Source organism: Pseudomonas sp. Q1 (genome assembly GCF_009935975.1).
Taxonomy (GTDB): domain Bacteria; phylum Pseudomonadota; class Gammaproteobacteria; order Pseudomonadales; family Pseudomonadaceae; genus Aquipseudomonas; species Aquipseudomonas palleroniana.
This window is the reverse complement of the sequence record NZ_QODI01000004.1, coordinates 179,047-198,367: the sequence shown is the minus strand read 5'-3', so window position 1 is coordinate 198,367 and position 19,321 is coordinate 179,047. Positions and strand designations below refer to the sequence as shown.

Annotated in this window: 17 protein-coding genes; 7 read left to right on the top strand and 10 right to left on the bottom strand. The window is 62.4% G+C overall.

What is annotated here, in order from left to right:
• The first annotated feature begins 123 nt into the window (after window positions 1-123).
• On the top strand, window positions 124-450 hold the full coding sequence (locus tag DK870_RS08255; RefSeq protein WP_040071161.1) for a DUF1820 family protein: 327 nt from the start codon (window positions 124-126) through the stop codon (window positions 448-450).
• Between the two features lie 147 nt (window positions 451-597).
• On the opposite strand, the gene DK870_RS08250 is transcribed toward DK870_RS08255, so the two are convergent.
• The 4 genes from DK870_RS08250 to DK870_RS08235 form a co-directional block, all read right to left on the bottom strand.
• Complete coding sequence (locus DK870_RS08250) at window positions 598-1,152, bottom strand: tetratricopeptide repeat protein (RefSeq protein ID WP_161548423.1); 555 nt, start codon at window positions 1,150-1,152, stop codon at window positions 598-600.
• 226 nt (window positions 1,153-1,378) lie between these two features.
• Entirely contained in the window at window positions 1,379-2,662 is a 1,284-nt protein-coding gene (hemL, locus tag DK870_RS08245) for a glutamate-1-semialdehyde 2,1-aminomutase (RefSeq protein WP_161548422.1), read from the bottom strand.
• 30 nt (window positions 2,663-2,692) lie between these two features.
• Window positions 2,693-3,319 (bottom strand): thiamine phosphate synthase, encoded by a 627-nt coding sequence (gene thiE, locus DK870_RS08240; protein ID WP_060754708.1) that lies wholly within the window; start codon window positions 3,317-3,319, stop codon window positions 2,693-2,695.
• Window positions 3,320-3,351: 32 nt separating this feature from the next.
• Window positions 3,352-4,149: a hydroxymethylpyrimidine/phosphomethylpyrimidine kinase gene (locus DK870_RS08235; protein WP_060754707.1), complete on the bottom strand. Its 798-nt coding sequence runs from the start codon at window positions 4,147-4,149 to the stop codon at window positions 3,352-3,354.
• 287 nt (window positions 4,150-4,436) lie between these two features.
• Between DK870_RS08235 and DK870_RS08230 the strand changes: the two genes are divergently transcribed.
• The 4 genes from DK870_RS08230 to DK870_RS08215 all read left to right on the top strand — a co-directional run bounded on the left by DK870_RS08230 (window position 4,437) and on the right by DK870_RS08215 (window position 10,895).
• The gene (locus DK870_RS08230; protein ID WP_161548421.1) at window positions 4,437-6,854 is read left to right on the top strand and encodes a hybrid sensor histidine kinase/response regulator; all 2,418 of its coding nucleotides are present in this window, start codon (window positions 4,437-4,439) and stop codon (window positions 6,852-6,854) included.
• 110 nt (window positions 6,855-6,964) lie between these two features.
• Window positions 6,965-8,614: an acyl-CoA dehydrogenase family protein gene (locus DK870_RS08225; protein WP_104996055.1), complete on the top strand. Its 1,650-nt coding sequence runs from the start codon at window positions 6,965-6,967 to the stop codon at window positions 8,612-8,614.
• Window positions 8,615-8,714: 100 nt separating this feature from the next.
• A complete protein-coding gene (gene amn / locus DK870_RS08220; RefSeq protein ID WP_161548420.1) occupies window positions 8,715-10,187 on the top strand; it encodes an AMP nucleosidase in 1,473 nt (490 codons plus the stop codon).
• Window positions 10,188-10,259: 72 nt separating this feature from the next.
• Window positions 10,260-10,895 carry a pseudouridine synthase gene (locus DK870_RS08215; RefSeq protein WP_090365671.1) on the top strand — a complete coding sequence of 212 codons (636 nt, stop codon included), beginning with the start codon at window positions 10,260-10,262 and terminating at the stop codon, window positions 10,893-10,895.
• On the opposite strand, the gene DK870_RS08210 is transcribed toward DK870_RS08215, so the two are convergent.
• Together DK870_RS08210 and DK870_RS08205 are read right to left on the bottom strand one after the other, a co-directional pair.
• Window positions 10,890-11,099, bottom strand: coding sequence for a DUF2788 domain-containing protein (locus DK870_RS08210; RefSeq protein ID WP_032884769.1), 210 nt, complete (start codon window positions 11,097-11,099; stop codon window positions 10,890-10,892). The two genes, DK870_RS08215 and DK870_RS08210, sit on opposite strands and share 6 nt — an antisense overlap.
• 205 nt (window positions 11,100-11,304) lie before the next feature.
• Window positions 11,305-11,784 (bottom strand): Lrp/AsnC family transcriptional regulator, encoded by a 480-nt coding sequence (locus tag DK870_RS08205; protein WP_003194418.1) that lies wholly within the window; start codon window positions 11,782-11,784, stop codon window positions 11,305-11,307.
• 431 nt (window positions 11,785-12,215) lie between these two features.
• Between DK870_RS08205 and DK870_RS08200 the strand changes: the two genes are divergently transcribed.
• Window positions 12,216-13,265, top strand: a complete 1,050-nt coding sequence (locus DK870_RS08200) for a DUF6515 family protein (RefSeq protein ID WP_104996054.1) — start codon at window positions 12,216-12,218, stop codon at window positions 13,263-13,265.
• Here the strand turns inward: DK870_RS08200 and DK870_RS08195 are convergent.
• Together DK870_RS08195 and DK870_RS08190 are read right to left on the bottom strand one after the other, a co-directional pair.
• Entirely contained in the window at window positions 13,262-14,155 is an 894-nt protein-coding gene (locus DK870_RS08195) for a cation diffusion facilitator family transporter (RefSeq protein ID WP_060754701.1), read from the bottom strand. The genes DK870_RS08200 and DK870_RS08195 overlap by 4 nt on opposite strands.
• A 9-nt stretch (window positions 14,156-14,164) precedes the next feature.
• Window positions 14,165-14,584: a hypothetical protein gene (locus DK870_RS08190; RefSeq protein ID WP_060754700.1), complete on the bottom strand. Its 420-nt coding sequence runs from the start codon at window positions 14,582-14,584 to the stop codon at window positions 14,165-14,167.
• A 252-nt stretch (window positions 14,585-14,836) separates the two neighbouring features.
• Here DK870_RS08190 and hrpB point away from each other — a divergent pair, with 252 nt between their 5' ends.
• Window positions 14,837-17,344, top strand: coding sequence for an ATP-dependent helicase HrpB (gene hrpB / locus DK870_RS08185; RefSeq protein ID WP_161548419.1), 2,508 nt, complete (start codon window positions 14,837-14,839; stop codon window positions 17,342-17,344).
• A gap of 63 nt (window positions 17,345-17,407) precedes the next feature.
• On the opposite strand, the gene DK870_RS08180 is transcribed toward hrpB, so the two are convergent.
• Together DK870_RS08180 and DK870_RS08175 are read right to left on the bottom strand one after the other, a co-directional pair.
• A complete protein-coding gene (locus DK870_RS08180; RefSeq protein ID WP_060752347.1) occupies window positions 17,408-18,496 on the bottom strand; it encodes an endonuclease/exonuclease/phosphatase family protein in 1,089 nt (362 codons plus the stop codon).
• Window positions 18,497-18,537: 41 nt separating this feature from the next.
• Window positions 18,538-19,197 carry a YciC family protein gene (locus tag DK870_RS08175; protein ID WP_126870832.1) on the bottom strand — a complete coding sequence of 220 codons (660 nt, stop codon included), beginning with the start codon at window positions 19,195-19,197 and terminating at the stop codon, window positions 18,538-18,540.
• Window positions 19,198-19,321: the final 124 nt, after the last annotated feature.

Sequence of the window (19,321 nt, the reverse complement as noted above, 5' to 3'; positions counted from 1 at the left end):
CAACTGGTGGTAAAGAACCGCGCATTATAGGGGGCATGCCCATGGGTTCCTAGCGTTGTGCATCGGGTGGCATGCTATAGTTCGCGCCCCCTTTTATATCCCCCGATGTGTTGTTTGCCCGCCATGACCAAACGTGAAGCTCCAATCTACAAGGTGATTTTCCTCAACCAGGGCCAGGTGTTCGAAATGTACGCCAAGCAGATCTATCAAAGTGATCTGTGGGGCTTCCTGGAAGTGGAAGAGTTCGTCTTTGGCGAGCGCACCCAGTTGGTCGTCGACCCGGGCGAGGAAAAGCTCAAGGCGCAGTTTGAAGGCGTGGTGCGCAGCTTTGTGCCGATGCATTCGATTGTGCGCATCGACGAGGTGGAGCGCCTGGGCACGCCGAAGATCAGCGAGGCCCGGGGCGTGGGCAATGTCATGCCGTTTCCGATGCCGATGCCTGAGAAATAAAGCTTGGTAGTGAGCGGGCTTGCCCCGCGCTGGGGGGCGAAGCCGCCCCAACAAGGACGCTGGTGTGTTTCAGGTAGACCGAGGCGCCTGGGTTTGGGGCGGCTGCGCCCCCCAGCGCGGGGCAAGCCCGCTCACTACAGGTTCTGATCAGGGGAGGGGGGAGAAGGGCGAGCGCCCATCGGCACTCTGCAATTCCTGCAGGTAATTGCGGAAGATCTGGCCCAGTACTTGGGTGGCTACTTCCAACTCATCACGCTGCATGTTTGCGGCGACTTCGTCGGCGGTGTCCAGCGCGTCTTCGGCGCCGTTGACCGCGGCCATTTTCAGCACGATATACGCCTGGACGTTATTGGCCGGTACGCCTTCGCCCTTGAAGAACATGGTGCCCAGCTGGAATTGCGCCTGGGCGTGGCCCTGCAAAGAGGCTTTCTCGAAGTAGCTCAAGGCTTTGTTGAGGTCGCGGGCCGGATTTTTACTGTCGTGGTAATACTCACCCAACTCGTATTGCGCCTGCGCATCACCGCCGTCGGCCTGTTTCTGGCACGCGCTCAAGGCTTCGGCCTGGCTGTCTGGCTGTGTATTGAGGGTGCAACGACCCATCGCTGGGATTAACAACGAGTTGCCGCCTGCTTGTGCATGTGCCAGCAGCGGCTGAAGGAGCAACAGGCAGCCCAGTACCAGGGTGCGGCCGGTGCGTTTCATGGGAATCGACTTACCTCTGACGGGGCGCGCGGACCCTCGGGGAGTCCAATGAGCGCGCATTATGAAATAAGCAGGCCCCTGCTTACAAAGTCTTTACTCGATTTTCTGCTGCGAGGGCAAGTTATCTGCCGGATTGCAGGGAGATTCTCGAAAAAACTAGGAAAAGTCTGTAGGCAAAGTAGTAAATCAGGCGTCGCCCAAGGCAACGCCTGACGTGTTGTCACTGTTATTTCAACGCGGCGAAGGCACGCTCGGCAGCATCCAGGGTCAGTTTCAGCTCGGCTTCGCCATGGGCGATCGAAGTGAAGCCGGCTTCAAAGGCGCTCGGTGCCAGGTACACACCGCCTTCCAGCATCAGGTGGAAGAAGCGTTTGAACAGGTCGGCATCGCTGCCCATGACGTCATCGAAGGTGACGATGTCGTCGGCACCGCTGAAGTACAGGCCGAACATGCCGCCCGCCTGAGTGGTGACAAACGGGATACCCGCGGCATCGGCGCGCAGTTGCAGGCCGTCCAGCAGGCGCGTGGTGTAGTCGGTCAGCTCGGCGTGGAAGCCTGGGCGGCTGATCAGGCGCAGGGTGGTCAGGCCGGCCGCCATCGCCAACGGGTTACCCGACAAGGTGCCGGCCTGGTACACCGGGCCCAACGGTGCGATGTGTTGCATGATTTCGCGTTTGCCGCCGAAGCAGCCTACTGGCATGCCGCCACCAATGATCTTGCCGAAGGTGCTCAAGTCCGGCGTGACGCCGTAGTAGGCCTGGGCGCCGCCGAGCGCGACTCGGAAACCGGTCATCACTTCATCAAAGATCAGCACCACACCATGTTTGTCGCACTGTTCGCGCAAGCCTTCGAGGAAGCCTGGCGCCGGTGGTACGCAGTTCATGTTGCCGGCCACCGGTTCGACGATGATGCACGCCACGTCTTGGCCGACTTCATTGAGCATCTGCTCGACGGCGGCGATGTCGTTGAACGGCAGGGTCAGGGTGTGTTTGGCGAACGCCGCCGGTACGCCGGCCGAGCTTGGCACACCTTGGGTCAGCAGGCCGGAACCGGCTTTCACCAGCAGGCTGTCGGAGTGGCCGTGGTAGCAGCCTTCGAACTTGATGATGCTGTCGCGACCGGTAAAGCCACGGGCCAGGCGGATCGCGCTCATGGTGGCTTCGGTGCCCGAGCTGACCATGCGCACCATCTCCATGGATGGCACGATGGCACACACCAGGTCGGCCATCTCGGTCTCCATGGCGGTCGGCGCGCCATAGGACAGGCCGTGTTCCAGTTGCTTGCGCACGGCGTCGAGTACGTCCGGGTGGCTGTGGCCGAGGATCATCGGGCCCCAGGAACCCACGTAATCCACATAGCGTTTGTCATCTTCGTCGGTGACGTAGGCGCCTTCGGCATGCTTGAAGAACAGTGGCGTGCCGCCCACGCTCTTGAACGCACGCACGGGGGAGTTCACACCGCCGGGGATGTGTTTCTGGGCATTGGCAAACAGCGTTTCGGAACGGGACATGTCGGGGCTCTCTGAATTCAGGTGTGGTGTCTATTTAAGGCGCAGAAGGTCGTTGAATGCGCGGGCGCGGCGCGTGACTTCCTGGGTGCTGTCGGCACCGAACAGGCCATGCACCACGGCCAGCAGGTCGGCACCGTGGGCCACCAGTGGTTCGGCGTTTTCCAGGGTGATGCCGCCGATCACGCAGATTGGCAACTGCAACCGGGTGCGGGCCTGGGCGAGCATTTCGACGGTGGCAGCGGGGGCGCCAGGCTTGGTATTGGAATTGAAGAAACGGCCGAAAGCGACGTAGCTTGCGCCTTCCCTGGCGGCCTGCTCCGCCAGTTCGATCTGGCTGTGGCAGGTGGCGCCGATAATTGCCTTGGAACCCAGCAGGGCGCGGGCAGGGGTCAGCGGGCCGTCGGTCTGGCCCAGATGCACGCCGACGCCCAGGCGTGCGGCCAATTCTGCGTCATCATTGATAATCAACTGGGTCTTGTAGCGCGAGCACAGCTCTCGCAACTTCTCGGCTTCGCGCAGGCGCCGTGCTTCGTCGCTGCTTTTGTCGCGGTATTGCAACAGGCTCACACCGCCTTCCAACGCCGCTTCGACGTAGGCGAGGAATTTGCCGGCCAACAGTTGGCTGTCGGTTATGGCATACAGGCCACGTAGTTTCATCGGGCAGGCCTCTTGCTTTTAAGGACGAAAAGTTACGAGCAGAAATCCAGCGGCAGCCGGCGCGGCACGAACTGGCCCTGGCCGAGTTGTTCGGCGTCGCGCAGGGTCCGCCAAGTGTAGTTGAGCGCCGATTGCACGGCGCTGGCCAAGCCTTCGCCCTGGGCGATGCGGCCGGCCAGCGCACTGGCCAGCGTGCAACCCGAACCGTGGTAACTGCCGGGCAAGCGCTGGCAGGTAAAGGTCTGGCGGCTGCCGTCACGGCTGTACAGGCGGTTGTGCACTTCGTGCTCGTCGCCATGGCCGCCGGTGATCAGCAGGTGCTTGATATAGGGCAACAGCTTCTCGGCGCATTCGTCCGCCGTCCCCTCAGGCAACTCGGCGAGGATGCGCGCTTCAGGCAGGTTCGGCGTGGCGATCAGCGACAGCGGCAACAGGCGCTCACGCATCGCATAGCCGACTTCGTCCTTGCCCAGGCTGCCACCACCGCCGGCGCGCAGCACCGGGTCGCACACCACTGGCAGGTGCGGATGCGCCTGTAGCAGTTCGACCACGGTGTCGACCATTGCGATGGAACCCAGCATGCCCAGTTTGACCGCCGCCACTTCGGAGTCGCCGAGCACGGCATTGGCCTGGGCCAGCACCCATTCGCGGTCGAGCACGCGGAAATCACTGACGTTGACCGTGTTCTGCACGGTCAACGCGGTGACGGCCGGGGCCGCATGGCAGCCTTGGGCGAGCAGGGCTTCGATATCTGCCTGCAAGCCGGCGCCACCACTGGGGTCGTGGCCGGAGAGACAGAGGACAACGGGACGAGAGCTGTAGATATTCATGGTGCGCGAGCTTACCACCAAACGCTTTTGGCGTGGCTGTCGGGCGTGGGGGGAATTAATGGCTTGAAAACCACCTGGATATTCCCCGCCAATGATCTGGCTGAGCCCATGAAAAAGCGCTGAAAGCCTCGTGATAGAAGCTTTCAAAAAATTATTTCAATAGTGTCTAATGGCCTTTACTGGCTATGCTAGAGTGGATTCAAACAACTCACGGTATCGCCGGTGTACGTCTACTCAAAAGGAATGGGGGGCTTTTGACATAACCGGACAGTCCACGCTGGGGCTCTATGCGCTATTTGCTGATCTTATTGTTGTGCGGGTTGCCGCTGCTCGCCAACGCCGTCGACTTCGATCAGGAGACTCGAAGCCTGCCGCTGGGCCGGGTCATGCAAGTGCTCGAAGACCCCACGGATGCCCTCACCATCGCCGAAGTCAGTTCCCCGGCTTACGCTGCCCAGTTCAAGACCCATGATAAAGCCACCCTCAATGCCGGCTATTCGCGCTCGGTGTTCTGGCTCAAGGTCGACCTGCATTATCTCGCCCAAGACCCCCGCGCCCCGCGTGGCTGGTTTCTGGAACTGGCCTATCCGCCGCTCAACCATGTGGACCTGTACCAGAAGGACGGCACCGGTCACTACCGCCTGACGGCGCGCACGGGCAGCGCCCTGCCGTTTTCCAGCCGTGAGGTCCGCCAGAGCAACTACCTGTTCAAGCTCAACTTCGTGCCCGACCAGCAGGAAACCGTCTATCTGCGCCTGCAAAGTGAAGGTTCGATCCAGGCGCCGCTGACACTGTGGTCCGGTACCGCCTACCTGGAACAGCAACCACTGCGCCTTTACGTGCTCGGAGCCATTTATGGCGTATTGCTGGGAATGCTGGTCTACAACCTGTTCATCTACTTGAGCGTACGCGACACCAGCTACCTCTATTACATCCTCTACATTGCCTCGTTCGGCCTCTATCAACTGGCGGTCAATGGCGTGGCCATGGAGTATTTCTGGCCGAACAGCCCGTGGTGGGCGAATGCGGCGGTGCCGTTCCTGATCGGCTCGGCAGCGCTGTTCGGCAGCCTGTTCGCACGCAGCTTCCTGCACACGGCGCAGCACAGCCGCTGGCTTGATCGTCTGTTGCTGGCGTTGGCGGCCTGCGGCGCGGTGGTGATGGTGCTGGCGCTGCTGACCAGCTATGCACTGGCCTTGCGCCTGGCGACCGGCCTGGCGCTGGTGTTTACCGTGACCATCTTTTTCACGGCCATCAAGGCCTGGTTCTGTGGCCAGCGCATGGCGCGTTATTTCATCATTGCCTGGTCGGCGTTCCTGCTGGGCGGGGTGGTCAACACGATGATGGTGCTGGGCTACCTGCCTAATGTGTTCCTGACCATGTATGCCAGCCAACTCGGCTCGGCCATTGAGGTGGCGTTGCTGTCCCTGGCCCTGGCCGATCGCATCAACGGCATGCGTGAGCAACAGGCGCAGATCCTCTTCGACGCCAGCCAGAAGCTCGAAGTGCTCAACCAGCAATTGGCCCGCAGCAACCGCCTCAAGGACGAATTCCTCGCCACGCTGACTCACGAGTTGCGCACGCCGATGAATGGCGTGATCGGTTCCCTGGAGCTGATGCACACCGTGCCGCTGGACGATGACTTGGCGCAGTACCAACAAACGGCTGCCGGCTCGGCGCGGGACATGATGCGCATGGTCAACGGCATCCTCACCTTGACCGAACTGCAAGCCGGGCGCCTCACTGCTCAACCCCAGGTATTCAGCCTGCGCGGCACCCTGGATACCTTGCGCCAGCAGTTCAGCGCCAGCGCCCAGAGCAAGGGGCTGGCGTTTTCCATCGATATCGCCGATGAACTGCCGGACCGCATGATCGGTGACGCGGGCAAACTCACTCAGTGCCTGGATTGCCTGTTGGACAATGCCTTCAAGTTCACCCACGAAGGCAGTGTGCGTTTGCGCGTGGTGGGCGTGCCCCATGCGGATGGCGGGTTGCGCTTGAGCTTTATCGTGACCGACACCGGCGTGGGCTTCGCCTTTCTGGACGAGGCCACGCTATACCAACGCTTCTTCCAACTCGATGGTTCGACCACTCGCGAATACGGCGGCCTGGGTATTGGCTTGGCGATTTGCCGGCAGTTGATCGAGTTGCTGGGCGGGCGTCTGACCCATCATTCCGAGCCGCGTAAAGGCAGCCGGTTCCAGTTGGAGATGGAAGTCGGCGCGGCGCCGTCTGAACTGAAAGTGCCGTCTGAACCGAAAGTCGCCCTCGACAGGCAGCGTGCTCCTCAGGATTGCGCGGTGCTGTTGGTGGACGACAACAGCGTGGGCCAACTGGCGGTACGCGGGATGTTGCTCAAGCTCGGTTACCGGGTGAAAACCGTAGACAGTGGCGCGTCAGCCCTGGCGCTCCTGCAAGACGAAACCTTCGATGCCGTGTTGCTGGATGTGCCCGAAGGTGGTTTCTCATTGTGCTGTCAGATCCGTGCCTTGCCGGGGTGCGGTGAGTTGCCGGTGATTGCCTTGAGTACCTCTTTGCAGGTGCCGGAGCGTGAGCGTTGCCACGGTGTCGGCGTCAGCGACCGCCTGTCAAAACCCGTGCGCTTCGACGCTTTGCAGGCGGTGCTGGAGCGGCGTGTGCTGTGCTCGGTAGAGGGTGAAAGCGCCGGACATTCGGCGTTTATGCCACTTTTTAAAGGCCGATGACGGTGCTTAACTGAAACTTCGGCCCTACCGGTAGGCAGCGTGCAGCAGCGAGCAAGCTCGCTCCTGTAAACCGCCTTGATCGACGTGGCCTTTATTTCAGGAGGCCCGTCATGAACTTGCACTCGTTCGCCGAAACCCACGACGTCACCAACCAGCCGCCCTCCCTGGACGGTACCAACCTCTACCGCGTCGACTTGCCCCTGCAAGAATGGTCGCGGCGTTTCGGCGCCGGCTGGGCGCAGACACGTATCGATGCTTACGGTGCGCTGGCCGGTGGCCCGTTGATGGAAGCCGGGTTCCTGGCGAATCAGAACAAGCCGGTGTTCAACAGCCATGACCGTTATGGTCATCGCATCGACCTGGTTGAATTTCACCCGGCTTATCATGAACTGATGCGCACCGCCGTCGAACATGGCCTGCCGTCGCTGCCTTGGGCCCATCCGCAGCCCGGTGCCCATGTGGCCCGCGCTGCGATGACCTACCTGCACAGCCAGGCCGAAGCCGGCACCGGTTGCCCGCTGACCATGACCTTCGCCTGCGTGCCGGCGCTGCGCCTGCAACCGGACCTGGCGCAGACCTGGCTGCCCAAAGTACTCAACACCCAATACGATCCGCGCAACGTCGGCATCGCGCACAAGGGCGGTGCGACCATCGGCATGGCCATGACCGAGAAGCAGGGTGGCACCGATGTGCGCGCCAACACCACCCGTGCCTACCCGGTGGGCGCGGGCGGCCCCGGGCAAGCCTATGAACTGGTGGGGCACAAGTGGTTCTGCTCGGCACCGATGTGCGACGCGTTCCTGACCCTGGCCCAGACCGACAAGGGGCTCACCTGTTTCCTGCTGCCCAGGCACCGCCCGGATGACACGCGCAACGAGTTCTACATCCAGCGCCTGAAAAACAAGCTCGGCAACTGCTCCAATGCGTCCAGCGAAGTGGAGTTTCGCGGCGCCCTGGCCTGGATGATCGGCGAGGAGGGGCGTGGCGTGCCGACCATCATCGAGATGGTCGCCATGACTCGCTTCGATTGCATGGTCGGCTCCAGTGCCCTGATGCGCCAGGCGCTGACCCAGGCCAGCCATCATTGCGCCCATCGCTCGGTCGGCGGCCGCGTGCTCAGCGAGCAACCGCTGATGCAAAACGTACTGGCCGACCTGGCCCTGGAGAGCGAAGCCTCCCTGGCATTGAGCCTGCGCATGGGGCGGGCGTTGGACCATCTCGCTGACGAGCAGGAAGCCAAGTTCGCCCGGCTGGTCACGGCGGTGGGCAAATATTGGATCTGCAAGCGTGCGCCGGCGATGATCAACGAAGCGGCCGAGTGCATGGGCGGCGCCGGGTATGTGGAGGACAGCATCCTGCCGCGTCTGTACCGTGAGGCACCGGTGAATTCGACGTGGGAAGGTTCGGGCAATGTGCAGTGCCTGGACGTGCTGCGGGCGTTGTCCAAAGAGCCGGGTGTGCTGGAGGCGCTGTTCGTCGAACTGGGTAGCGGTCACGGCGATAAACAACTGGCGCGGCATATCGAACAGTTGAAGACGGCGTTCATGGACACCCAGGATATCCAGTACCGCGCACGGCAACTGACCGAGGATATCGCCCTGGCCTTACAGGCAAAGCTGTTGCTGGAAGCGGGGAATGCGGCGGTCAGTGACGGGTTTATCGCCAGCCGGCTGGGGGCATCGTCCGGCCGCGTGTATGGCACCTTGCCGCGAGGGGTGGAAGTCGAGGCGATTGTTGCGCGTTCCACGCCAGCCCTTTGAGGCGCTCGGTCAAGCCCACCCATTTTGCACGCATTTCAATCCTTGGTTTCCGTCCAGCAGGGATACAGGCAAGATAAAGGCCTGCAAGTCAGAACACAGGATGCTTACCGTGACCGAAGCTTTTGTTGTCGTTCAAACCGCTGAAGAAGCCGTGGACCGGCTGGCGGCTCTGCATGAGCGTGCTACCGGGGCGCTCAATCAGGCTCTCAAGCAATACCTCAAGAACCGCGTCGAACCCGACGCCGAACAGCGCGCACTGTTTCGCTACCCGGAACTGCGCTTGACCTATCACTGCCACGGTGAAGTCCCACAGACCACCCGGGCATATGCCAAGGTCCAACTGCCGGGAACCTACAGCGTTACCGTCACCCATCCTGCGGCGTTCCGTAAGTATCTGCTGGAGCAACTGGTGCCGCTGATGCACGACTTCACCGTGACGGTAGAAGTGGGCGTCAGCCAGCAGAACATCCCTTACCCGTACGTGGTGGAGCAGGGTGACGAACTGGCCGGCTCCGGCGTTACCGCCGCGACCCTGGCTCGCGTATTCCCCAGCACCGACCTGTCCGCCGCCACCGACGGCATTGCCGATGGCCTCTACGATTGGGAAAACACCGACCCGCTGCCTCTGGCACTGTTCGATGCGGCCCGCGTGGACTTTTCCCTGCGTCGCCTGGTGCACTACACCGGTAGCGACTGGCGCCATGTGCAGCCGTGGATTCTGCTGACCAACTACCATCGCTATGTTGACCAGTTCATCGTGCATGGCCTAGAGCAACTGCGCAGCGATCCGCGCTTTATCCGCATGGTGCTGCCGGGCAACGTGGTGATCGACAAGAGCATGGATCACGGCGAAGCCTCGGCGATTGCCGCCGGTGTGGTCTGGCACCGCTATCAGATGCCGGCCTACCACTTGCAGGCCGCTGACGGCCACGGCGTGACCCTGGTGAACATTGGCGTCGGCCCGTCCAACGCCAAGAACATCACCGACCACCTGGCTGTGCTGCGCCCTCATTGCTGGCTGATGATCGGCCACTGCGGCGGCCTGCGCCAATCCCAGACCATCGGCGACTACGTACTGGCCCACGCCTATATGCGCCGCGACGGGATTCTGGACCGCGTTGTGCCGCCGAACATTCCGATCCCGGCCCTGGCCGAAGTGCAACTGGCGCTGCAGCAGGCCGCGGCGAATGTCACCGGCGAGAAGGGCGAAGAGCTGAAAAAGCGCCTGCGCACCGGCACCGTGCTGACCTACGACGACCGCAACTGGGAACTGCGTTGGGCCCAGGAACGGCCGCTGATCAACCTGTCCCGTGCCGTGGCGGTGGACATGGAAAGCGGCACCATTGCCGCCCAGGGCTACCGCTTGCGCGTGCCTTACGGCACCTTGCTGTGTGTGTCGGACAAACCGTTGCACAGTGAGATCAAGCTGCCAGGTTCGGCCAATGCGTTCTATGAGCGCGCGGTCAGCCAGCACTTGAAGATCGGCATCGAGGCGGTCGACCTGTTGCGCACCGAGCTCAACTCGCTGCACTCGCGCAAGCTGCGCAGCTTCGACGAACCACCGTTCCGCTAAGCGGTTGGGATGGTCATTTAGCGGTCAGGCCACTAGCATTGTCGGTCCTGACCGTTAGATGTTCTTTTTGCCATGTCCCGTCCCACTCGCCCCGATTCGCGCCGCCCAGGCGTGAAACCTCCGTATTCCGCTGCGCGGCGTGTCGCCAAGGCGCCCCCGGCCGAGCCGAAGCTGATCCTGTTCAACAAGCCGTTCGATGTACTGACCCAGTTCAGCGACGAAGGTGGGCGTGCGACCCTCAAGGACTTTATCGACATCCCCGGTATCTACCCGGCTGGTCGCCTGGACCGTGACAGCGAGGGGTTGTTGTTGCTGACCAACGATGGGCAACTGCAGGCGCGGATTGCCGACCCCAAGCATAAGCTGGCGAAAACCTACTGGGTGCAAGTCGAAGGCGAGCCGACGCCAGAGCAGCTGCAACGCCTGCGTGACGGCGTGGAGCTTAACGACGGCATGACCCTGCCCGCCGAAGCACGCCAATTGGATGAGCCGCAGTTGTGGCCGCGCAACCCACCGGTACGCTTTCGCAAAAGCGTGCCGACGTCATGGCTGGAGTTGGTGATTCGCGAAGGCCGCAACCGCCAGGTGCGGCGCATGACGGCGGCGGTTGGGTTGCCGACCTTGCGTCTGGTGCGGGTACGCATTGGCGGCTGGTCGATCGATGGCCTGGATCAAGGCCAGTGGAAGGAAGTGCCGGCGCGCTTATAGGGCGCCGGATTCGATCAGGCCGATCACCACGCTTTTGATGATGAACGCCGCCACGCCCAGCCCCAGTACGAAAAACAGGATGAACGAGCCAAAGCGGCCGGCTTTGGACTTCTTCGCGAGGTCCCAGACGATAAAGCCCATGAAAATAATCAGGACAGTGACCAGGCCGGTCATCATCCATTCTTCAAACAGGGCGGGGTCGATGTTGTTCATGGGGATTTTTCCGACAGTGAAGGCGGCGAGTATACGGCAGCGCTACTGACGCAACATTGACCTGGATCGAAGTCCGTTCCAACTGTGGGAGGGGGCTTGCTCCCGATAGCGGAGTGTCATTCACTGGATGCATCAACTGACACACTGCCATCGGGAGCAAGCCCCCTCCCACATTGGATCGCGATTGGTCCTGGGGTCAGGTGCGCAGGTGGGTCAGGGGCAGTTCGGTGCTGTTCAACACCTGGTTCAGCACAAAGCTTGATCGCACGCTGGTCACGCCTTCGATGCGGGTCAGGTGGCCCAGCAGCAATTTTTGATAGTGGTCCATATCCGGCACCACGACTTTCAATTGATAGTCCGCATCCATCCCGGTCACCAGGCTGCATTCCAGCACCTGGGGCAGGGTGCGGATGGCCGCTTCGAAGTTCTCGAAACGCTCTGGCGTGTGACGGTCCATGCCGATCAATACATAGGCTGTGAGGCTCAGGCCCAGCATCTTGCGGTCGAGCAAGGCGACCTGGCGCGCAATGTAGCCGTCGTCTTCCAATTGCTTGACCCGGCGAGAGCAGGGCGACGGTGACAGGCCGATGCGCTCGGCCAACTCCTGATTGGAGATCCTCGCGTCGCGCTGCAATTCCGCCAAAATACTCAGGTCGTATCGGTCAAGCTTGCTCATTGGGTTGGCCTTTGTCGTAACTATTGCGGTGAATTATCTATGAAGGGTTAAAAATTGCGCAAGCACTGTTTATTGACGCAATCTTCGCAATCATCTGTCGGGCACACGCGGGTATCGTTATCAACAGAATCACCGCCTGGACAACAGTCCACTCCCAGCGAGCCCAATCAGGCACGCTGCGGCCGCCGCCCCAGCAGGGTTGAGCCGGCCTCCAGGCTGCACACTGTCTACCAGACGGCGTGAGGTGAGCCAACGTCAAAAGCGTTGAGCCAGGACAAAATTCTCAAGGGGTGGCCGACGGGTCGCCCCTTTTTCTTTGCCTTGAGAAAATTGTTCTCGTGACTGATAACCTGTCTCAGAACCGGGTGAGGCTTTTCCAGTCTCATGTATGAGGCCGGGTATCCAGGCCCTAATCCGCAGTGAGGAAGAGCATGAAACGCATCTGGCGTTTGGCAGGTGTAGGTTTGCTGATGGTCACCGTCAGCGCGCAAGTGATGGCTGATGACCCCCGTTCTGAAGGCGGCGGCCAGCATGAAAGAGGGCCGGAGGGTGGGCGGCAAGGCAACGAACCGCCCCGCCCGCAAAACAACCAGCCCCGTCCACAGAATCAACATTTCGAGAACAATGCGCCGCGCCCGCAAAACGAGCATTTCGAGCGTGGCGAGCAGCAGGGGCACGGGCAGTGGCAAGGCCGGCCGCAAGGCGCCGAACCGCCTCGGCCGGCGCCGCAGCCTGCGAATAACCTGCCGATCCAGGGGCGCCCGGACACCGTTCGGCAAACCCAGGAGCCGCGCCAGGGTTACTATCAGGACATCCCACGGCGTAATGACGGCAATCCGCATTGGCAACCCGGTAATGGCCCCGGGCCGCGTCCCGGTGGCGGTTTCAACAATGGCCGCCCTGATGACCACCGCTGGCCAGGCCGCCCCGATGGGCACGGCAACGGCTGGGGTCCAGGCCCGCAATACCGACCGGGCTATGTCGTCGACCGTTTCCCCGAGCGTAATTACCGCGTGCCCTACCGTGGCCAGGACTATTTCTACTCCGGTGGCTACTGGTATCGCCCGCAAGGCCCGCGTTATGTGGTGGTAACGCCGCCGTACGGTATCCGCGTGCAATACCTGCCGGATTACGCACGGGAAGTGTGGGTGGGCAGTGCGCTGTTCTTCCTCGCGGCCGGCGCTTATTACACCTACGAAAGCAGCACCCAGCAGTACGTGGTGGTGCAACCGCCGACCCAGGTGCCGACACCGCCGCCGGCGCCACAGGGCAATGGTTATGACGTGGTGGCCTATCCTGCCAACGGCCAGTCACCGGGCCAGGTGCAACAGGATGGTTATGACTGCTATCGCTGGGCGGTGCAGCAAAGCGGTTTTGATCCGCAGGCGGTGACCTACGCCCCGGCGCCTGCGGTGGTGCAAACCTACCGTCAGGCCCAGGGCAACTGCCTGAGCAGTCGCGGCTACCAGGTGCAGTATTAGGTTTTATTGCCCGTGACCACTTCCCGCGGGTCGGCGTGCACCAGCACTTCGGCACGCGGGTAGGCTTGGTGAATGGCGTCGGCGGCTTGATCGCTGATGCCATGGGCGACTGACAGCGTCAATTCCCCCGGCAATTCCAGATGCAACTGCACGAACCAGTGGCTGCCGGAGATTCGCGTGCGCAAATCATGGGCGCCCAATACACCGGGGACGCCACGGGCCAGTTCCAGCATGTGCTGGCTCACGTCCGCTGGCAGTTCCTCGTCCATCAATACCGCAAAGCTCTCCCGGGCGATCTGGATGGCGCTCCACAAGATGTAGGCGGCAATGCCGAGGCCGAACCAGGCGTCGACCTGATGGTAACCAAAACCCGCCAACACCAGCGCCACCAGGATGCTGCCGTTGAGCATCAAGTCCGAGCGGTAGTGCAGCGAGTCGGCGCGCACCGCGTTGGAGCCGGTTTCACGGATGACCCGGTGTTGCAGCATCAGCAGCGCTACCGTCATCAACAGCGAAAAGACGATCACCCCAATACTCAACCACGGCGCGCCGACGGGTTCCGGATGCTGCAAGCGCTGGTACGCCTGGAACGCGATCAACACCGCGCTGCCGGCGATAAACAAGGCCTGGGCCATACCCGACAGCGATTCCGCCTTGCCGTGCCCATAACGGTGGTCGTCATCGGCCGGGCGCAGCGCGTAATGCACGGCGAGCAAATTCAGCAGCGAGGTCACGCCATCGAGCAGCGAGTCGGTCAACCCGGCGAGCATGCTCACCGAGCCGCTGAACCACCAGGCGATGGCCTTGGTGATAATCAGCGCAGAGGCCACGCCCACTGAAGCGCGGGTGGCCAGGCGCAGGAGCCTGGCGTGTTCAGGACTGCTGGTCATGGACGATCCTTAGGCAGCGGGTTGCAGGCCCAGAGCGGCCAGTTGTTGCACGCTGCCCTTGAACTGGATCAGGCGCGGGTCATCGAGTGGCAGGCTGCGCCCGGTTTCTTTCTGGATGATGGTTTGCAGCTTGGCGTTGTCGACCTTGCCGTCTGCGCCAATGGCTTCGTGGAGTTTTGCCGGGTCAACCTGGGCGGTCTTGCCCGGTTCGAAGTAGATGGCGCCGGTGGCGAAGTCCACGCCGAACGCGATCAGGCCGGGGATCACATAGAACAGCAGGCCCACGGCGTCGAGCACGGCAATCGCCGGGTCGATCTTGCCGTCGATCTGGCCACGGCGGTCCGGGTAGAAGATCGAACCGCAGGCGGTCAGCTGGCTCAACAGGGTGACGGCGAGGACACCGCCGATGATGCGGGAAGCGATACGCATGGAAACTCTCCTGAACACGTTTTAAGGGTGAATATAAGCCAGTTTTGTCAGGCGACGATGATCAAGTGTGGGAGGGGGCTTGCTCCCGATGGCAATGTGTCAGGCAACTGCTTGGCTACTGACCCACCGCTATCGGGAGCAAGCCCCCTCCCACAGTTGCCGCGTCGACAGCCCAGAACCGTGGTGTTGTTGAGACCATCATCGGCATCCGGCAGTTCGCCGTTATACTCGCCGCTCTGTTCTGGAGCCAGTATGAATTCGTTGCCGATTGATGAAGTTTTACCCGCCCTGCGTGACGCCTTGGCGATTCGCCATGAAGCCGTGCTGGAAGCGCCGCCCGGCGCCGGTAAAACCACCCGCGTGCCCTTGGCCTTGTTGAACGAGCCGTGGCTGGCCGGGCAAACCATCCTGATGCTCGAACCCCGGCGCCTGGCGGCCCGCGCCGCGGCCGAACGCCTGGCCAGCGAGTTGGGGGAAAAAGTCGGCGAAACCGTCGGTTATCGCATTCGCCTGGACAGCAAGGTCGGCCCGAACACCCGTATTGAGGTCGTCACCGAAGGCATTCTCACCCGTCGCCTGCAGGACGATCCGGCACTGGAGGGTGTGGGTTTGCTGATCTTCGACGAATTCCACGAGCGCAGCCTCGACGCCGACCTGGCGCTGGCCCTGAGCCTCAACGGCCGCGAGCTGTTTCGTGATGAACAGCCGCTGAAGATCCTGTTGATGTCGGCCACCCTCGAAGGTGAACGCCTGGCGAGCCTGCTGGAGGATGCGCCGATCCTGCGCAGCGAAGGGCGCATGTTCCCGGTGCAGGTGCGTTGGGGGCGGCCGTATCAGGCCGGTGAATTTATCGAGCCGCGTGTGCTGCAGACCATCCTTGAAGCCTTGCAGGACCAAGCTGGCAGTGTGCTGGTGTTCCTGCCGGGGCAGGCGGAAATTCGTCGGGTCAACCAGCAACTCGCGGATGCCCTGGGCAAGCGCAATGATGTGCTGCTCTGCCCGCTGCACGGCGAACTGGACCTCAACGCCCAACGTGCCGCCATCGACCCGGCGCCTGCCGGCAAACGCAAAGTGGTACTGGCTACCAACATCGCTGAGACCAGCTTGACGATTGACGGCGTGCGCGTAGTGATCGACGCCGGGTTGGCGCGGGTGCCGCGTTTCGACCCCGGCAGCGGCATGACCCGTCTCGACACCCAGCGCATCTCCCGCGCCAGTGCCACGCAGCGCGCCGGCCGGGCGGGGCGTCTGGAGCCGGGGGTGTGTTATCGGTTGTGGTCCGAGGATCAGCATGAAGGTCTGGCGGCGTATGGCAGCGCGGAAATCCTCGCGGCGGACCTCGCGGGCCTGGCCTTGCAACTCGCGCGCTGGGGCGTGGCCCCGACGCAACTGGTGTGGCTGGATGTGCCGCCGACCGCCGCCTATGCCCAGGCTCAGGATTTGCTGGTACGGCTGGGCGCGCTGGAGGACGACAAGCTGACCCCGCACGGTCAGAAAATGGCCGAGTTGCCGGCGCATCCGCGTATCGCTCATTTATTGCTGCGTGGGCAGGATCTGGGCTTGGCGGCCACGGCCTGTGAGGTGGCCGCCCTGTTGGGCGAGCGCGATATCCTGCGCGGTGGCGGTGCCGATTTGCACAGTCGGTTGGCCTTGCTGTCCGGCGAAGAGCGCGCACGTGGCACCCAGGGTGGTGTGCAAAGAGCCAGGCAATTGGCCCGGCAGTACCGTGGTTATCTGCGCGGCAAGGCGACTCAGGCGGTGGCTGATCCCGACCACCCGCGCTGGCTCGGCGCCTTGCTGGCCCTGGCCTACCCGGACCGCGTCGCGCAACAACGTCGCCCGGGTGGCGCCGAATACCGCCTGGCCAATGGGCGCGCCGCGCTGTTCGCCGAGGCTGACAGCCTGATGAAACAACCTTGGCTGGTGATCGCCGACCTCGGCAGCCGCCAGGGCCAGCGGGAAGAGCGCATCTACCTCGCGGCGGATTTCGACCCGGCGCTATTCGATACGGTATTGGCCGAACAGGTGCGCAACGTCGACCAGTTGGATTGGGACGAGCGCGAAGGCGTGCTGCGCGCCGAGCGCCAACGCAAAGTCGGCGAACTGGTGCTCAGCCGCGAGCCCCTGACCGGCCTGGATGAGTCCGCCCGCAGCCAGGCGTTGGTCAACCTTATCCGCCGCAAGGGGCTGGCGCTGTTGCCCTGGACCCCGGAGCTGCGCCAATGGCAGGCCCGTGTCATGCTGCTGCGCCAGCTGGACGCCGGAAAAACCAGCGAATGGCCCGACCTTAGCGACAGCGCCTTGCTCGCCAGCCTGGAGCACTGGCTGATGCCGTACTTGGGCAAGGTGTCGCGCCTCAGTCATTTTTCCAACCTGGATATCTCCAGTTTCCTCCACAACCTGCTGCCCTGGCCGCTGCCACAGCGCCTGGACGAACTGGCACCGCAGCATGTGAAGGTGCCATCGGGTTCGTCGGTGCGACTGGACTACAGCGAACAGCCGCCGATCCTGGCGGTGCGCCTGCAGGAATTGTTCGGGTTGGCGGATACGCCGCGCATTGCCGGTGGGCGGCAGGTGGTGAAGCTGCACTTGTTGTCGCCTGCGCGGCGCCCGGTGCAGGTGACGCAGGACCTGGCGAACTTCTGGCGCAGCACCTATGCCGAGGTGAAGAAGGATTTGAAAGGGCGCTATCCAAAGCATTACTGGCCGGATGATCCATTGGTCGCCGAGGCGACGGCCCGGATCAAACCCCGCAAGTAGCCACAACAGAGAACAACTGTGGGAGGGGGCAAGCTCCCTCCCACATTATTTCGGGGGTGCCTGTCAGGGCGCGGCGGGCAGCAGGAACCGGGCAATCACCGGCAAATGGTTGGAAATGCGCAACGTATCCTCCTGCCGCACCTTGGCTTCGACCCGCTTGATGCGTGGGCTGTAGAACAGATAGTCCAAGGTGCGATCCGGGCCGTCGAGGCTTGGGTCGTTGGGGTAGTGCGTCAGCCATTTCGCACGGTCGATGCCGCTGGCTTCGCTGTTGCTGGGGATCATCGGGTATTTGTCCCACAGCAAATGCAACTCGCTGTCCGGCGAATACTGACCGCGCTTGCCCGCTTCCAGGCGCAGGAACTGCCCCAGCGGCAGCAGGTTGAAATCCCCGCCGATCAACCAGGGCGTGCCTCGGCCTTCGAGTTTATCCAGCAGTTTCACCGTTGCCTTGACTTGCTCATCCACCGCCGAACGCCCAGGCATATCGCGACCCAGACGCGTATTGAGCACCGCCAGTTGGCCTCCATCGCTCAGCGGCAGGTACGTCAGCAGCAAGGCCGGCTTGGGTTGGAACTGGCGGCTGATGAAGTTGCCGGGCGATACCGGCAGTTGCAGGCGTTCGGCGTGTTCGATCTGGTAGCGGCTCAGGGTCGCCAGTTTGCGGCCGACACTGCCGAAAATATGCAGGCTGGGGATGAAGTCGGCTTTCCAGTCGAACGCCTGGGCGCTGCACGGGTAAAGGTCGACCAGGCGTTCCTGCAACAGGGCCAGTTGGTCTTGATAGTGGGATGGCTTGGCGTTTTCGTCGAGTTCCTGCAGCAGCAGGATGTCGGGTTGTTCGTCACGGATCACCCGCGCCACTTCATCGAGGCTGTAGGCCATGTCTTCCACGGTCGGACGGTCGTCCGGGCCGCTGCCGTCGGGGGTGTCGTACCAGAACACGTAGTTTTTGCCGGCCAGGTATTGCACGTTCCAGGTCATCACCTTGAGCGCCTGCCCCGGCAGCAGGGTCGGCGCGCGGGGGGCGCCACAGCTGACGGGCAGGGTTTGCTTGTCGGCAGGGCGCCAGGTCAAGCTGTAGATCAGGGCAGTGAGCAGGCCTGCGATGATCAGCAGGCCCAGCAGGAAGATGCGCAATAAACGGGTCATTGGCTCGGCTTATCAGCGTGTCAGGACAGGCACGGAGCATATCACCGTGCGTCGGCGTCGCCACCGATCAGCATGAATAAACGGAACAACACCACACTGGTAAACAACTGCAGGAAACTGTGGGCGCTGTCCATCAACAGCCCCAGTAACGGACCCGGGTCTGGATAGGCCGCGGCGCTGGCGCCCTTGAGCAACCACAGCGGCGTCATCACGCACAGCAGGCAGACCAGGATTCGCCAGAAGTGCCCACGGCTCAGGCGAAAGCTTTCCTTCATCGCGTCCAGTGCCGGCATGCCGCGCAGCACCAGCAGGTACTCGGCAAACGCCAGCACCACCATCAGCCATAGGCCGGGCAGGAAGTACAACGACAAGCCCAGCAGAATCAGCAGCGTGCTCATGGCCGTCAGCAGGGCGAAGCGTGGCCACAGGGTCAGGGCCATGGCCCAGACATCTTTAGTGCGCGGCGACTCGCCGCGGGTGCGCGCATCCAGAAACAGGATCAGGGCGCCGGTGTACAGCGGATACACCAGCAGCCCGACGACCACGCTGTAACCGGGGAACGCATCCGGCCCCAGCGTGTGGTCCAGCACCTGTTGCAGCAGGGCTTCGAGGATCACCAGCGGCAGGCACAGCTGGACGATGGCGCCCAGGTTGCGTTGGGTGAAACGGAAGGAGTCGCGCAGTACGTCTAACGGATTCATCAGGTTCATCGCAGGCCAAAAAGCAAGGCCCACACTTTAACCGATCAGCGCTGGCGTTAAGCAAACGTAAACCTTAGGTAAAGACTATTGAAACGTCTGGTAACAGCCCCATAACTAGTCGCGT

Excerpts from the sequence above, each read along its gene's own strand:
- DK870_RS08255 (WP_040071161.1), top strand. The coding sequence starts at position 124 with ATGACCAAACGTGAAGCTCCAATCTACAAGGTGATTTTCCTCAACCAG.
- DK870_RS08250 (WP_161548423.1), bottom strand. The coding sequence starts at position 1,152 with ATGAAACGCACCGGCCGCACCCTGGTACTGGGCTGCCTGTTGCTCCTT.
- hemL (WP_161548422.1), bottom strand. The coding sequence starts at position 2,662 with ATGTCCCGTTCCGAAACGCTGTTTGCCAATGCCCAGAAACACATCCCC.
- thiE (WP_060754708.1), bottom strand. The coding sequence starts at position 3,319 with ATGAAACTACGTGGCCTGTATGCCATAACCGACAGCCAACTGTTGGCC.
- DK870_RS08235 (WP_060754707.1), bottom strand. The coding sequence starts at position 4,149 with ATGAATATCTACAGCTCTCGTCCCGTTGTCCTCTGTCTCTCCGGCCAC.
- DK870_RS08230 (WP_161548421.1), top strand. The coding sequence starts at position 4,437 with ATGCGCTATTTGCTGATCTTATTGTTGTGCGGGTTGCCGCTGCTCGCC.
- DK870_RS08225 (WP_104996055.1), top strand. The coding sequence starts at position 6,965 with ATGAACTTGCACTCGTTCGCCGAAACCCACGACGTCACCAACCAGCCG.
- amn (WP_161548420.1), top strand. The coding sequence starts at position 8,715 with ATGCTTACCGTGACCGAAGCTTTTGTTGTCGTTCAAACCGCTGAAGAA.
- DK870_RS08215 (WP_090365671.1), top strand. The coding sequence starts at position 10,260 with ATGTCCCGTCCCACTCGCCCCGATTCGCGCCGCCCAGGCGTGAAACCT.
- DK870_RS08205 (WP_003194418.1), bottom strand. The coding sequence starts at position 11,784 with ATGAGCAAGCTTGACCGATACGACCTGAGTATTTTGGCGGAATTGCAG.
- DK870_RS08200 (WP_104996054.1), top strand. The coding sequence starts at position 12,216 with ATGAAACGCATCTGGCGTTTGGCAGGTGTAGGTTTGCTGATGGTCACC.
- DK870_RS08195 (WP_060754701.1), bottom strand. The coding sequence starts at position 14,155 with ATGACCAGCAGTCCTGAACACGCCAGGCTCCTGCGCCTGGCCACCCGC.
- DK870_RS08190 (WP_060754700.1), bottom strand. The coding sequence starts at position 14,584 with ATGCGTATCGCTTCCCGCATCATCGGCGGTGTCCTCGCCGTCACCCTG.
- hrpB (WP_161548419.1), top strand. The coding sequence starts at position 14,837 with ATGAATTCGTTGCCGATTGATGAAGTTTTACCCGCCCTGCGTGACGCC.
- DK870_RS08180 (WP_060752347.1), bottom strand. The coding sequence starts at position 18,496 with ATGACCCGTTTATTGCGCATCTTCCTGCTGGGCCTGCTGATCATCGCA.
- DK870_RS08175 (WP_126870832.1), bottom strand. The coding sequence starts at position 19,197 with ATGAATCCGTTAGACGTACTGCGCGACTCCTTCCGTTTCACCCAACGC.